Below are 13,809 nucleotides of genomic sequence, written 5' to 3'. Positions count from 1 at the left end.
CTTGGCGTAAAACCCCTCGTACTAACTTTTATGAGTTCTTTAACTGCATTCCAAGGGTGTGGTTGATAGTTTTGTAGCGATTCTACAAAAAGTGTGGTTACAGATATACTATGAGAAAAATTATACTTTCAATCCTTGGGATACTTTTGATTGTGGCAGCGTATTTTGGTGCCAGAACAATAATAGACAGTAAAAAAAGATTTAGACCCAAACCTGCAAAAGTGATAAAAACTGTTTTTGTAGATACGGTAAAAAATAAAACTATTCCTATACAAATTGCAGCAAATGGTAATTTAACTGCAAAAAGAAGATTAGAACTGTACGCCGAAGTTCAGGGGATTTTTAAAGGGGGAACTCACTTATTTAAAACAGGGCAAAAATATCAAAGAGGACAAGCATTGATAAGGATTGATGCATCAGAATATTATGCTAGTGTGCAATCTGCCAAGAGTAATTTATACAATCTGGTCACCTCTATTATGCCGGATTTGCGATTGGATTATCCAGATATTTATGAAAAATGGCAAGGATATCTCAATACCTTTGACATGAGTAAAGCCACACCAAAACTGCCAGAAGTTACTTCAGAAAAAGAAAAATATTTTATAACAGGAAGAAATATTTATACCACCTATTACAATGTGAAAAACCTGGAGCAGCGATTGGCAAAATATACCATCTCTGCCCCTTTTAATGGGGTGCTTACCGAAGCTCTGGTAACCGAGGGGACGTTAATTCGCCAGGGACAAAAATTAGGAGAGTACATCGATACCAAAGTATATGAAATGCAGGTTGCTATCGGGAAAGAATATGGAGATCTGCTTCGTGTTGGGGAATCTGTAGAACTTTCTAACCTTAATAAAACAAAGACATTTACAGGAAAGGTATCTAGAATTAATAGTAGTGTTAATCAAGCCACCCAGACGATCACAACTTTTATCGAAGTAGCAGACCCGTCTCTTAGAGAAGGTATGTATCTCGAAGCCAATCTTGATGCTAAGAAAGAAGAAAATGCTATCGAAATTGAAAGAGGATTGCTTCAGGAAGGAGATAAGATATTTGTAGTAAGAGATAGTATTCTTGATATTATCAATGTAAAACCGGTATATTTTTCTGATAAAAAAGTGGTGCTGAAGGGAATTCCTGAAGAAACCATAATTTTATCCAAGAGTGTTCCGGGAGCATATGCAGGAATGCTGATCAAGATCTACCAGGAAAAGAAAGTAAATAATAATGTGCATAGTGATAGTTCTGCTAGTACAGCTAAAAAACAATAGTGATGCGTAAAATTATTGCTTTTTTTATTAAATATCACGTAGCGGTAAATGTGATTGTACTTGCATTTTTTGCATTTGGAATTGTAGGAGCACTATCCTTAAAATCTTCATTTTTTCCACTAATTGATTCCAAAAATATCACTATAAATATTATATATCCAGGAGCTTCTCCATTAGAAGTAGAAGAAGGGATTGTGCTTAAGATAGAGGATAACCTAAAAGGGTTGGATGGGATAGAACGGGTAACCTCAACTTCGAGAGAAAATAATGGAACTATAAATGTTGAAATCGAAAAAGGAAAGAACATCGATTTCATGCTGTTAGAAGTAAAAAATGCAGTAGATCGAGTACCTTCATTTCCAACGGGTATGGAGCCCTTGGTAGTTGCAAAACGAGAAGCAATTCGACCGACGATCAATTTTTCTATAAGCGGAGATAATATACCATTGGTTACTCTTAAAGAGATTGCAAGACAGGTAGAAAATGATCTTCGCGGGATAGAAGGGATTTCTCAGATTTCTGTGAGTGGTTATCCTGCAGAAGAAATTGAAATCGCCATAAATGAAAAAAATCTATTAGCATATAACCTTAGTTTTAGTGAAGTAGCGCAAGCAGTAAGTAGAGCCAATATTCTAACTACCGGAGGGACCATAAAAACAGATGCAGAAGAATATCTAATCAGAGCAAATAATCGTTCGTATTATGGTAATGAGCTTTCTAACCTGATCGTACGTGCAGATGCTTCAGGAAGTGTGATACGCCTTAAAGATATAGCAGAGATACGTGATCGTTTTTCAGAAACCGCTAATGCTACCTATTTTAATGGAGATTTGGCGGTTAATGTCGAAATCACAAGCACCAATACAGAAGACCTTATTTCTTCAGCAGAAAAAGCAAAAGAGTACATAGCAGAATTTAATCAGAAGTATAACAACGTACAACTTAATGTGATTAGTGACCGATCTATTACACTGGTACAACGTACAGAACTTCTAACAGAAAATGCTATTATCGGAATGTTGCTGGTACTCGCCTTTTTATCCTTATTTCTTAATACACGCTTAGCATTTTGGGTAGCTTTTGGGCTTCCCGTAGCCTTTTTGGGGATGTTTATTTTTGCAGGCTCATTTGATGTGACTATAAATGTATTATCCCTATTCGGAATGATCATCGTAATTGGGATTCTGGTAGATGATGGTATTGTAATAGCAGAAAATATTTATCAACATTACGAAAAAGGAAAAACCCCGGTGCAGGCAGCAATAGATGGTACTATGGAAGTAATACCGCCCATTATTTCGGCTATTATTACTACGATACTTGCTTTTGGTATTTTTCTGTTTTTAGATGGTCGTATAGGAGAATTTTTTGGAGAGGTTTCTGTAGTTGTAATTCTCACATTAACAGTTTCTCTGATCGAAGCTTTGATTATTCTACCGGCCCATTTAGCACATTCTAAAGCGCTTAAACCACAAGATTCAAAACCTAAAACAGGAATTGGACAACTATTTGCAAAATTACGATATATCAATACGTTTGGAGATGCTATTATGCGATGGTTACGAGATAAAATCTATAGCCCGGCATTACGCTTTTCATTGCAAAATAAACTCTTTACGTTTTCGCTTTTTATTGTCCTTCTTTTTCTAACGATAGGTACTGTAGGAGGAGGAATTGTTCGAACTTCTTTTTTTCCTCAGATAGCAAGTGATCGAGTATCAATTAACCTGGCAATGCCCAACGGAACCAATGAAAAGATAACAGATAGTATCATCTCTTTGATAGCAGAAAAAGCTTGGGAAACGAATGAAGAACTAACAGAGCAATACCTAAAGGGACCCGAATATACAGGTAAGAAATTATTCAAAAATGTGATTACCAATATAGGTCCCGGATCGTCTTCGGCTTCACTAGTTGTTAATTTACTACCAGGAGAAGAGCGCCCAGATGCAGTAGGATCGGCTATGGTTACAGACCTTATAAGTGAAAAAATGGGAGAAGTAGCTGGTGTAGAAAGCCTTGTGTATGGTAGTGGAGGTAATTTTGGGGGAAGACCGGTTTCAGTTTCATTATTAGGGAATAATATAGCAGAGCTGAAAGCTGCTAAAGCTGAATTAAAAGGAGCATTAGTTAATAATTCATTACTGAAAGATGTTACAGATAATGACCCTGCAGGAATTAAAGAGATTCGCATAGAATTAAAAGAAAACGCATATTTACTGGGGTTAAATCTTCGGGATATTATGACGCAGGTTCGCGCAGGATTTTTCGGAGTGCAGGCACAACGTTTCCAACGTGGGCAGGATGAAATTAGAGTTTGGGTTCGATATGATCGGGATAATCGTTCTTCGATATCTAATCTTGATGATATGCGTATTACTACAATTAGTGGAGAACGAGTACCACTTAATGAAATTGCAACGTATAGCATAGAAAGAGGTGATGTAGCAGTTAATCATCTCGAAGGACGTCGTGAAATACAGATTTCTGCAGATTTAAAAGATGCAGAAACTACCAGTGCGACAGATATATTACAAGAAATTCGTACGGTGACTATGCCAGAGATTATTTCTAAATATCCAACGGTAACACCATCTTATGAAGGGCAAAATAGAGAAGCAGGTAAACTTTTGGGATCTTTGCGACCTGTGGGGCTTACCGTACTTGCATTGATTTATATAACCATTGCATTTACGTTTAGAAGCTATAGTCAACCATTATTACTCCTGTTACTTATTCCATTAAGTTTACCAGCAGTAGCTTTAGGGCATTGGGCACATAATTTTCCTATCAATATATTATCCATGTTAGGTATTATTGCTCTCATAGGGATTATGGTTAATGATGGCTTGGTACTTATTGGGAAATTTAATAGTAATCTTCGAGAGGGGTTGAGTTTTGACGAGTCAATTTATCAGGCAGGAAGATCACGTTTTCGAGCTATTTTTCTTACCTCACTTACTACTATTGCTGGATTAGCACCATTACTGTTAGAAAAAAGCAGGCAAGCGCAATTTTTAAAACCTATGGCCATTTCTATTGCCTATGGGATTGGTTTTGCGACCGTATTAACCCTATTGCTGTTACCTTTATTTTTATCATTTAGTAATAATGTGAAAGTAGGAACCAAGTGGTTAGTTACCGGAAACAAGATTACCAAAGAAGAAGTAGAACGCGCTATAAAAGAACAAAAAGAAGAGAATGAAGAGCATCATCAATAGCAAAGGAAGTGGTATACTAAAATTAGTATTCTTTCTGTTTTTGATTTCTGGAAATGTAACCAGTCAGCAATTAACAAAGCAGGAAGCCATACGACTCACCTTAGAAAATAACTTTGGAATATTGATCGCTACCAATAACATAGAAGTAGCAAAAAACAATAAAGGAGTGCTCAATTCTGGATACTTGCCTACGTTAACCGGTAATGCCGGAGCAAATTATCAATCGGCAACATCGAATACTAATTTTCAGGGAGCGATAGATCAGAACACGGGAGAACCACGAACAGATATCAAGATCGAAGATGCCGAAACACAACGGTATAATGCAGGATTAAACCTTAATTATACGTTATTTGATGGTTTAGGGCGATTTTATAATTATAAAAGATTAAAAGAGCAATATAACCTCACAGAACTACAAGCCAGAGAGACTATAGAAAATACAATCTTGCAATTGTTCTCTGTATACTATGAAGTAGCCAGGTTGTCTGAAAATGTAGAAATTCTCGAAGAAACACTTCGTATTTCGAAAGAACGTATTCTAAGATCTAAGTATCAGTTTGAGTATGGCCAGAATACAAAACTTAATGTGCTTAATGCAGAAGTTGATGTTGCCAATGATAGTATTAATTTACTAAATACAAGACAACAATTAGTAAATACAAAAAGAGACCTGAATGTGATTTTAGATAATGACCTTGCGTATGAATTTGAGGTAGATACCATTATAAAATTTATCCCAAAATTAGAGGTAGAGGAGTACCTATCAAAATCGACAGAGAATAACATAACACTTTTGCAAAATGAAAGTAACATTCGAATTAGCAATTATGATATTAAAGTGAGTAAATCTGGGTACTTACCTTCGATTGGATTAACGGGATCTTATGGTTGGAATGAAAGCCGAAATCCACCATCGACATTCTTCCCTGGTAATGTATCAGATACTTACACACTAGGAGCAGGAGTAAGTCTTACCTGGAATCTCTTTGACGGAGGAAATACGATTACCAGAGTAAAAAATGCAAAAATCGCATTGGATAATCAGGAAATTATAAAAAGTCAAATAGAGAAAGAAGTAAATAGAGATATTGCCAATGCACTGGGGAATTATGAAAACCGTTTGAGTGTGTATGAGATTCAGCAGCAGAATGTAATCACGAATCAAAATAATTTTGAGCGTTCTCAGGAGCGTTTTAAACTGGGACAAATAACTTCTATAGAATTCAGGCAGGCGCAGATCAATCTGATTTTGGCAGAGACTAATAAGAATTCGGCAAAATACGATGCTAAAATTGCAGAACTTCAGCTATTACAGTTAACGGGGCAACTACTTAATATAGAATTTTAACGCTACCTTCGAGCTAATGATATAACAAGCAATGTGATGCGAAAACGTGTCACTCTGAGCCTGTCGAAAAACTAAGGTCACTTCGAGTAATTTTTTGAAGAAAAATTGCACTTCGACAAGCTCAGCAGGACTATCGAGAAGTAATTATAGATATAAGTTTTTCTTGTCTAGTCATTATACTATAGCAGGTGTTTTTATCCAAATATTAAGTTATAACCTCTTCTCTAATGTTAAAAAAATAAGAATTTTTAATAGAGAGGGGGTACGTGATAAGTACCCCCTCCCACTTATAGAAGTGGGGACCCCCTACTTCAAACAGAGGATGGTCCTCTCTCAGAGCTCGGTGCTGCCTCTCTTTTTACTTGGCCTGCCCTCTGTTTGAAGTACCTCCCAGGGACTTCAGAAGTGGGTATGTGTTGTATAGCAACAAGATACACCCACTTGTTGAAGAGGGTACCCCCACTATAGTAAGTACCACCACCCACTTATATAAGTACCTTTTTGATGGTTTTATGAGGTTTTTTAATAAAAATTGTTAAAATTGAACTCTTGATTACACAAAAGAATAAGAGGTATTATATTTAGTTTATGTTCGAACACCATTTTCAATGCCCCTATTGCTGGGAGGAAATATCGATGCTTCTGGATCCTTCTGTACCATATCAGGTATATGTTGAAGACTGTGAAGTGTGTTGTAACCCTATGGAGTTGCATCCACGATTTGAGGATCAGGAATTAGTATCTTTTGAAGCATTGAATCTCGAACAATAACGATAAATAGCTTATTGCAAGAGGATTACAATATTTTTGATTTTTTTAGTGAAAATAGTATTGTTTAAACTAAAAATGGTTGTATATTTGCACTCCGATTACAAGATGAGATATGAACAGGATATAATCGGCAGTTCTTTATAAAATGAAATTTACAAATCAGATTTCTGATTTACATAATATACATCGCGGGATAGAGCAGTAGGCAGCTCGTCGGGCTCATAACCCGAAGGTCACAGGTTCGAGTCCTGTTCCCGCTACTAGCAAAGGCTAAAACATTGATCTAAAATGTTTTAGCTTTTTTTGTTTTTGTGATGTTTTACCTGTTTTTTCTTAATAATAGTGAACCTTTCGTGCGATTCTCCCGGAGGTTTCAAATACATTATTTTAGAAGGTAAGTGTGTCAACTATTTGGTTGTAATGCGTTTATGTGTTTTTTTGTGTATAGGAACACATTTTGAAGTACCTAAACGAAGTACCCATTTTTACAGTTTTTATATCTGATAGCTGAAAATCAAGAATTTGTAGTTGCTGTAAAATGAGGAATTTAGATCGGTCTATTTCTAACTCGAAAAGTTGTAAATAAATATGTTTACTTATTTTTAGAGGTAGAAAAGAAAGGGTATTAATTAAGTTTGTGAATTATTTAAAGAATATAAGTTCTTAAATACTGTAAACTTCAGATATAGTACTCATTTCCTAGTATAAAAGCTTACAGATATAATTCATTTGCCTCGTTAAGCCTTTTAACAATTCGTTTACGAAGTCGCTCTGGTTGTAATATCTCAATACTCTCCCCAAAGCCTAATAATAACCGTTCCAGTTCAAAATTAATTTTCACTTTGATACTTATTATAATACTACCATCATCATTTTGCTGTTGGAGTATTTGGGAATGATGTAATGGTTTTGTTATAACATATGGCGCATTGTATGCATTTATATAAATATTGACTGGAGTAGGGCGCTCTCCCTGATTAACAGTTACACCTATCACATTTTTATAAAATTGATCGGGATCAAAATCAGCTTCAAAATATGAAAGCTTAAAATCATAATCAATGCTAATAATTCGATCTAAAGCCAGATTTGAAATTCCTCTTGCTCCAGTCCTTTTTCCAATCAAAAACCATCGATTATTAAATTCTTTTAATATGTATGGATGAAATGTAATGATGTTAGCAGATTTAGCCTTGAATGACTTATAATCAAGTTTAAGTACCACCTTCTTTAAAATTGCCTGATAGAGTTCATCTAGGAAATGAAGACCTTTAAGATTTTCATTCCTATCCATGTGAATAATAGACTTATTTTTGGTTTTTTCTGTATAGACTTTATCTTCCAAACGTTGTATGATACCTCCTAACTCTGTGAAAAGTGAAAAATCTTTAAACTGTTTTAACATTTCTACAGTTTCGCTCAGCACACTCATATCATTTTCGGTAAGTGGGATATCAGTAATCGAAAAATCAGGACTTTCATATTTATAATATTTACGATCATAAACGACTATAGGAGCATTGTAACCTAATTTATCACTGCGCATCATTTGTATATCTAGTTGCACAGTTCTTTTACTTACATGAGTATCTTTTCCTTCGTACTCATATAATGCATCAGAACAAGCTTCGATTAATTTGTCCAATGTCCATTGGTGATTATTATTCTGTAAGCATTTATCAATAGTTTTATAACGAATTAATGCGTTTTTGTTTAATGCCATGTCTAGAATTTTGTGGAAAAATAGAGATTATTTTTTACTACGCAAAAATACTGCGTAATACTTTTTGATTTTTGACCCTTAGTTAGAAATGTTATAAAATTTGGACTAGTGAACAATGAGGATTACAAAATCGTTGAAGGAATTGTGAAGGGAGATACAACCATTATCAAGTTCTTTTATAAAAAAAATTATCAGTACATAAGAAAACTTATTCTTCAAAACAAAGGAAATGAAGATGATGTGGAAGATATATTTCAAGATGCATTAGTACTTGTTTATCAAAAACTTTCAAGTGGTAATTTAGAGTTAAGGTGTTCTTTGAATTCATATTTCTATGGGGTTTGTAAAAATATGTGGAGGAATAGATTACGTAAAAAAAGTAGATTGAAGTTTAGTGAAAACATAAATAATGATTGTAATGAAATGATTGATGTAGTCCTAAAGAATATTGAGTATAAAGAACGAGAAGATTTATATCGAAAATATTTCTTGAAACTTAATGATGTAGATCAAATGATATTAAGGCTTTATATAGAGAGAAAAACTATGAAAGAAATAGCAAAATTAACTGGATATACTGAAAGTTATGTTAGAAAAAAGAAGTTTGAGTCAAAAAAGAAACTACTGGAAATGATTGAAAAAGATCCTATTTACAAAGAACTAAAGTATAATTATGAAAACTAGACTAGATAAAGCTATCGACAATCTATACAATGTTTTTAGTAAATACCATCTGGATGTAATCAAATTAAGAGATCATAGTTGTCCTTGTTGTGTAACTGATGAAGAAATCAGGGAAATCGTTATGAAGCCGTTAAAGCAATTATCAGAAAATGAATTAGGGCATTTTTCGAGATCTGCAATTTCTACTTTTGGTACTATAGAAGATTATAAACATTTCCTACCAAGAATTTTAGAATTAATGCAGTATCCTAAAAGCGATTTTTTGTTTGATTTTACCTATTTTGAGAAATTAAATTATTCAGAATGGGAAACCTGGCCTATTGAAGAGCAAAATGCAATTGAAGATTACTTCACTGTACTTTGGTATAGCATTATCAATGATAAAAACACGACAGATTATCAAATTGATGGAGTTCTGGATATTATATTAAAATATGGTTATTTAGATATGGCTTTATCAGAATGGTCAAAGTCAGAAACATTGAAATCTACACTTTTTATTGTTGAAGGAGTTCTGAATGGATTTAATTTTAAGCTAAGCGATAAAAAATACAATAAGGTATCAGAATGGCTATCATCGGAAATAGTGTTATCCAAAGTTGAAGATATATTCTTTAAAACTGAAAATGCTGCATTGGCAAATAGAATAGTTATAGCACATACAATTTTAGAAAATAAATACACTATTACATTTAGTTAGAGCAGCTACGTAAAATGATTGCGTAGTAGAGCTTCATCTTTGTATTGTAATTAAAGAAAAATGAGAACAAAACTTAAAAATATAGAAGAAAAGTATAATGTTAACATAAATTATGCTTGTGAATCAGGAAGCAGAGCGTGGGGCTTTGCTTCTCCAGACAGTGATTATGATGTACGTTTTTTATATACCAAACCCTTAGAATGGTATCTTTCCGTATCTGAGAGAAAAGATACTATAGATATCATGGATGGAGATTTTGATGCCGTAGGTTGGGAACTCCGTAAAAGCCTACGGTTACTTAAAAAGTCGAATGTTCCTGCTTTAGAGCATTTATTCTCTCCAATACTATATATGGGAGAAGATTTATTGGTTTCAGAACTAAGAAGTATCGCTTTAGAATGCTTTTCTCCTATCGCTTGTATGTTCCATTATTTAAGTATGAGCAAAAAATATGAAGAAAAATTAGTAGGTGACACAGTGAAATTGAAGAGCTTGTTTTATGCATTAAGAACTTCAATGGCTGGCAAATGGATACTAGAACAAAAAACAATGCCTCCAGTAGTTTTTAGTGAAATGCTACCTATAATATCTGATGAACTGGCCAACGAAATAAGAACATTGATGCATATAAAATCAGAAAATGATGAAGGTTATCTACACCCAAGGAATGAAAAAGTAATACGTTTTGTTTCGGAAACAATAGCTGTTAATAATAAGTATGCGAAATCACTGCCATCTGGCAAACCAGATGCAGAAAGGGTAGATAGCTTTTTATATAAAGAATTAACAAGATGAAAACTGTAGAAGAACTTAAGGCTTCGGGAAATATAATTTTTGAATGTATTAGCGGTAGTAGAGCATATGGACTTGCTACCGCTTCATCAGATACGGATATACGAGGTGTTTTTATAGTGCCAAAAGAACAATTCTATTCTTTAGAGTATGTAGAACAAATCAATAATGATACAAATGATATTGTTTATTATGAATTAAGAAAGTTCATTGAGTTATTATCAAAAAACAATCCTAATATCCTCGAATTGTTGAACGTGCCAGAAGACTGTGTACTAATCAAAGATCCAATTTTTGATCAGATAAAAATGGAGTGTTTTTTATCGAAACTATGTAAAAATACCTTTGCGAATTATGCATATACTCAGATCAAAAAAGCAAGAGGACTTAATAAAAAGATTGTAAACCCTGTAGAGAAAGAAAGAAAATCTGTTTTAGATTTTTGTTATGTTAGAACAGAAAAACAATCTATTATACTTAGAGAGTTTCTAGAAATTAAAGAGCTTGAAGCTGAATATTGTGGATTAGTCAAAATTCCACATATGAAAGATTGTTATAATCTCTTTTATGGATCAGCAAAAGGATACCAAGGGGTAGCAAGAAATAATGCTAATGAAGTTTGTTTAAGTTCTGTTGCTAAAGCAGAACAACCAATTGCAATGTTATATTTTAATGTTGATGGATACTCTTCCTATTGCAAAAAATATAAAGAATACTGGATTTGGGTAGAAAAAAGAAATGAAGAACGCTATAATAACAATGTTGCACATGGAAAAAATTACGATACCAAAAATATGATGCATACATTTCGATTACTACATATGGCAAAAGAAATTGCAGAAGAAGGTACAGTAAATGTAAGAAGACCAGATCGGGATTGTTTATTAGGAATAAAAAATGGAGATTTTGAGTATGATGAATTGGTCAATAAAGCAGAGGAATTAAAGGAAAGTTTAGAAATTTCTTATGAAAAGTCTGATTTAATAGAACGACCATACTTAAGTCGTGTAAATGAGTTATTAGCTAAAGTTAGGAATGAATTTTATAATTCAAAATAAAAAGGAAAACAGAGAATGAAAAAAGAAAACTCAATTGATAAGTTATTTGAAAATCTGGTAGAACAATTTTCTAAAATTAGAAATTTTGAGCTAACCCAAACTGATCCTTTAGGAAATAAACTTTTTAATTTTGTAGTTAAGTTAGTTTCAGAATTTGATTCATATCAAAAATTATTTGTGCAGTATTATGTTCCAGCATCTAAAAAATCAGCAATTGCAGTAAAAAAAGAGATAAAACACTCCAAATACAAAAAATACTTTCATATCACAGAAGAGGAGTTAAATGAAAATTATTATGAAACTATTCGATTAGGATATGTAGGCGCATATCATAAATATGAAAGTTATATCAAGAGACTCCCTATATTAATGGATGAATTCTTTAAGGAATTAGATTTTGATAACAATTTTATTCCAATCAAAGATTATTTGAAAAAAGAATTTGATATCGAATTAAGAAAAACAATATATAATTTTCCTATAACATACAAGGTAAACTGGATATGCAACTGTGTCAAGCACAAAGATGGATATCCATTAAAAGAGCCAATTCCTCCTTTCTTTAAACATTTAAACAGTTCAAAAAAGATACAACTTGAGTCAAAAGAATTTAAATCAGATATGGAAGAACTTATTACTCATAATAACTTAATTCTACAATCCTTTTTCTTAATAGGTTTTTATCAATATTTGAATCAAGAAGGAGCTAATAAAGAATTGAAACCAGAATATCAAGAAGAGGGAAAAATAGAAGTTTTAAAAAGTCATTTAAATTCAACCATTAAGATGATATTTAGTGAAGCTTAAAATCTAAATAATTTTAAAATTTGATCAAAGTACATACTACGCAGAATAATCGCGTAGTATGTTTAGACATTTGTGCTATAATAAAAATGAAAAGATAATGACTTTAGAAAATTTACATAGAACATTAAATCAAAGGAAGAGACCAGAGGATGTAGCAGAAATGATAGAGGTCATTCTAAATGAAGATTTAAATCGTTCGGAAATGAAAACTTTGAGAAAAGCTTCAGGAAAGTCATTGGTAAAAAGTTTTTGGAAGTATACCTCAATGCTGGAAAGTTTTTCAGAACCTATTGGAGCGGAAAAACAAATTAGAAAAGCGGTTGAGGTTTTTAAAGCTTCTTATGATTTCGATAACTTTGATTTTGTTGATCCTAAAGAGATTGAAATCTTCATTAAGCAAATGTCTAAACTCATTGGAAAAGAATTTGGTCAAAATAATTTGATGTCGGATAGGCTTAATAGAAAAGAACGATTAGAATTAGGTTTTGATATTTCAAAAAGGAGATATAATAAGCTTTTTCGCCATCTTAAAAGATTAGAGAAAAAACTAAATAAGATTATACAAGAAATTAAAAAAACAGAATTTCAAAAAATTGCTAAACATGGTTTGGTACATCATATAGAGTTAGAAGATTTTGTCAAGGACAAATTTTCAGCATGTTTTATAGCGTATTATACATCTAGATGTAATTTAAGGAGTGAATTTACGATCACAGGACAACAGAAACCTTACGATGAGATTGCGGATATGTTATTTAAAAAGGCTACTGTTAGTGGTTTTTTAAAAAATAATCAGACTGCAAATTTCTACACGATATCGTATGTATATCCTGTAAAAAGAGTTCTCGATAAATTAACTGACAATGAAAAGGGAATGTTACTGGGTAAATGGACTACTACTATTGAGGAAATATCGACTTTATTAAAAAAATTATGGAATGAGAACGATATTAATAGAGAAACGATGGTGGTAAAAAGAGGGAATGATTCTTCTACCTGGAATAATACTGCCGGAGCTTGGAATAAAGCTCGTGATGTTTGGATGAATATTGTGTACTCGCTAGGTTTAGAATCGATACTTGATACTATCTGTTTTGGAAAAGTTTTAAGATTAATGGCAGGAGATGTGGTGGCTTGGCATATAAGCTCTGGAGGTGCTTTAGACTCTAATACACAAGTATGGAATAAGCTACCCCTACCTTGGGAGGTTTTTAATGGTGAGAAATATTGTAACAAAAAAATGGTGATAGAGATTTGTGAAAAAGCAAATTTGGATCCAGAGAAATCTGGATGGATTGCTCCAAAAACCCATAGTGTTTCAGAGTTTATACCAACACCAGAATTAGTTCATGGAGTAACAATATTTAATCCATATTTAGCTACAATACTTAAGAAAGAAAAGTTCTTTTCTGGTAAGTAGAGAAA

Annotated in this window: 11 protein-coding genes and 1 tRNA gene; 11 read left to right on the top strand and 1 reads right to left on the bottom strand. The window is 33.0% G+C overall.

Features of this window, described 5'->3' with window-relative positions:
- Positions 1-110 precede the first annotated feature (110 nt).
- The 5 genes from ATE84_RS00420 (at position 111) to ATE84_RS00400 (ending at position 6,880) form a co-directional block, all read left to right on the top strand.
- Positions 111-1,277, top strand: coding sequence for an efflux RND transporter periplasmic adaptor subunit (locus ATE84_RS00420; RefSeq protein ID WP_101444888.1), 1,167 nt, complete (start codon positions 111-113; stop codon positions 1,275-1,277).
- Positions 1,278-1,279: 2 nt separating this feature from the next.
- Positions 1,280-4,498 (top strand): efflux RND transporter permease subunit, encoded by a 3,219-nt coding sequence (locus tag ATE84_RS00415; protein ID WP_101444886.1) that lies wholly within the window; start codon positions 1,280-1,282, stop codon positions 4,496-4,498.
- Positions 4,479-5,849: a TolC family protein gene (locus ATE84_RS00410; protein WP_101444885.1), complete on the top strand. Its 1,371-nt coding sequence runs from the start codon at positions 4,479-4,481 to the stop codon at positions 5,847-5,849. Before ATE84_RS00415 ends, ATE84_RS00410 begins: the two co-directional genes overlap by 20 nt.
- Positions 5,850-6,437: 588 nt before the next feature.
- Positions 6,438-6,620, top strand: a complete 183-nt coding sequence (locus tag ATE84_RS00405; protein ID WP_101444883.1) for a CPXCG motif-containing cysteine-rich protein — start codon at positions 6,438-6,440, stop codon at positions 6,618-6,620.
- Positions 6,621-6,807: 187 nt separating this feature from the next.
- Positions 6,808-6,880 (top strand) — tRNA-Met (locus tag ATE84_RS00400).
- A 452-nt stretch (positions 6,881-7,332) separates the two neighbouring features.
- Here ATE84_RS00400 and ATE84_RS00395 read toward each other — a convergent pair.
- Positions 7,333-8,343 (bottom strand): YafY family protein, encoded by a 1,011-nt coding sequence (locus ATE84_RS00395; protein ID WP_101444881.1) that lies wholly within the window; start codon positions 8,341-8,343, stop codon positions 7,333-7,335.
- Between the two features lie 108 nt (positions 8,344-8,451).
- Between ATE84_RS00395 and ATE84_RS00390 the strand changes: the two genes are divergently transcribed.
- The 6 genes from ATE84_RS00390 (at position 8,452) to ATE84_RS00365 (ending at position 13,804) form a co-directional block, all read left to right on the top strand.
- The gene (locus ATE84_RS00390; protein ID WP_158237144.1) at positions 8,452-9,027 is read left to right on the top strand and encodes an RNA polymerase sigma factor; all 576 of its coding nucleotides are present in this window, start codon (positions 8,452-8,454) and stop codon (positions 9,025-9,027) included.
- Entirely contained in the window at positions 9,017-9,727 is a 711-nt protein-coding gene (locus ATE84_RS00385) for a hypothetical protein (protein ID WP_101444877.1), read from the top strand. Before ATE84_RS00390 ends, ATE84_RS00385 begins: the two co-directional genes overlap by 11 nt.
- A gap of 60 nt (positions 9,728-9,787) precedes the next feature.
- On the top strand, positions 9,788-10,522 hold the full coding sequence (locus ATE84_RS00380) for a nucleotidyltransferase domain-containing protein (RefSeq protein ID WP_101444875.1): 735 nt from the start codon (positions 9,788-9,790) through the stop codon (positions 10,520-10,522).
- Complete coding sequence (locus ATE84_RS00375) at positions 10,519-11,577, top strand: DNA polymerase beta superfamily protein (RefSeq protein WP_101444874.1); 1,059 nt, start codon at positions 10,519-10,521, stop codon at positions 11,575-11,577. The genes ATE84_RS00380 and ATE84_RS00375 overlap by 4 nt, the downstream gene beginning before the upstream one ends.
- 15 nt (positions 11,578-11,592) lie before the next feature.
- A complete protein-coding gene (locus ATE84_RS00370; RefSeq protein ID WP_101444872.1) occupies positions 11,593-12,384 on the top strand; it encodes a hypothetical protein in 792 nt (263 codons plus the stop codon).
- A 97-nt stretch (positions 12,385-12,481) separates the two neighbouring features.
- Entirely contained in the window at positions 12,482-13,804 is a 1,323-nt protein-coding gene (locus tag ATE84_RS00365; RefSeq protein ID WP_233195722.1) for a hypothetical protein, read from the top strand.
- Positions 13,805-13,809 lie beyond the last annotated feature (5 nt).

It is taken from the genome of Aquimarina sp. MAR_2010_214, from assembly GCF_002846555.1.
Taxonomy (GTDB): Bacteria; Bacteroidota; Bacteroidia; order Flavobacteriales; family Flavobacteriaceae; genus Aquimarina.
Note: the sequence above shows the minus strand (reverse complement) of the source record. Positions and strands in the feature narration are given on the sequence as shown.

What these genes read in the sequence shown, in the direction of transcription:
- ATE84_RS00420 (WP_101444888.1), top strand. Translation starts at nt 111, where the DNA reads ATGAGAAAAATTATACTTTCAATCCTTGGGATACTTTTGATTGTGGCA.
- ATE84_RS00415 (WP_101444886.1), top strand. Translation starts at nt 1,280, where the DNA reads ATGCGTAAAATTATTGCTTTTTTTATTAAATATCACGTAGCGGTAAAT.
- ATE84_RS00410 (WP_101444885.1), top strand. Translation starts at nt 4,479, where the DNA reads ATGAAGAGCATCATCAATAGCAAAGGAAGTGGTATACTAAAATTAGTA.
- ATE84_RS00405 (WP_101444883.1), top strand. Translation starts at nt 6,438, where the DNA reads ATGTTCGAACACCATTTTCAATGCCCCTATTGCTGGGAGGAAATATCG.
- ATE84_RS00395 (WP_101444881.1), bottom strand. Translation starts at nt 8,343, where the DNA reads ATGGCATTAAACAAAAACGCATTAATTCGTTATAAAACTATTGATAAA.
- ATE84_RS00385 (WP_101444877.1), top strand. Translation starts at nt 9,017, where the DNA reads ATGAAAACTAGACTAGATAAAGCTATCGACAATCTATACAATGTTTTT.
- ATE84_RS00380 (WP_101444875.1), top strand. Translation starts at nt 9,788, where the DNA reads ATGAGAACAAAACTTAAAAATATAGAAGAAAAGTATAATGTTAACATA.
- ATE84_RS00375 (WP_101444874.1), top strand. Translation starts at nt 10,519, where the DNA reads ATGAAAACTGTAGAAGAACTTAAGGCTTCGGGAAATATAATTTTTGAA.
- ATE84_RS00370 (WP_101444872.1), top strand. Translation starts at nt 11,593, where the DNA reads ATGAAAAAAGAAAACTCAATTGATAAGTTATTTGAAAATCTGGTAGAA.
- ATE84_RS00365 (WP_233195722.1), top strand. Translation starts at nt 12,482, where the DNA reads ATGACTTTAGAAAATTTACATAGAACATTAAATCAAAGGAAGAGACCA.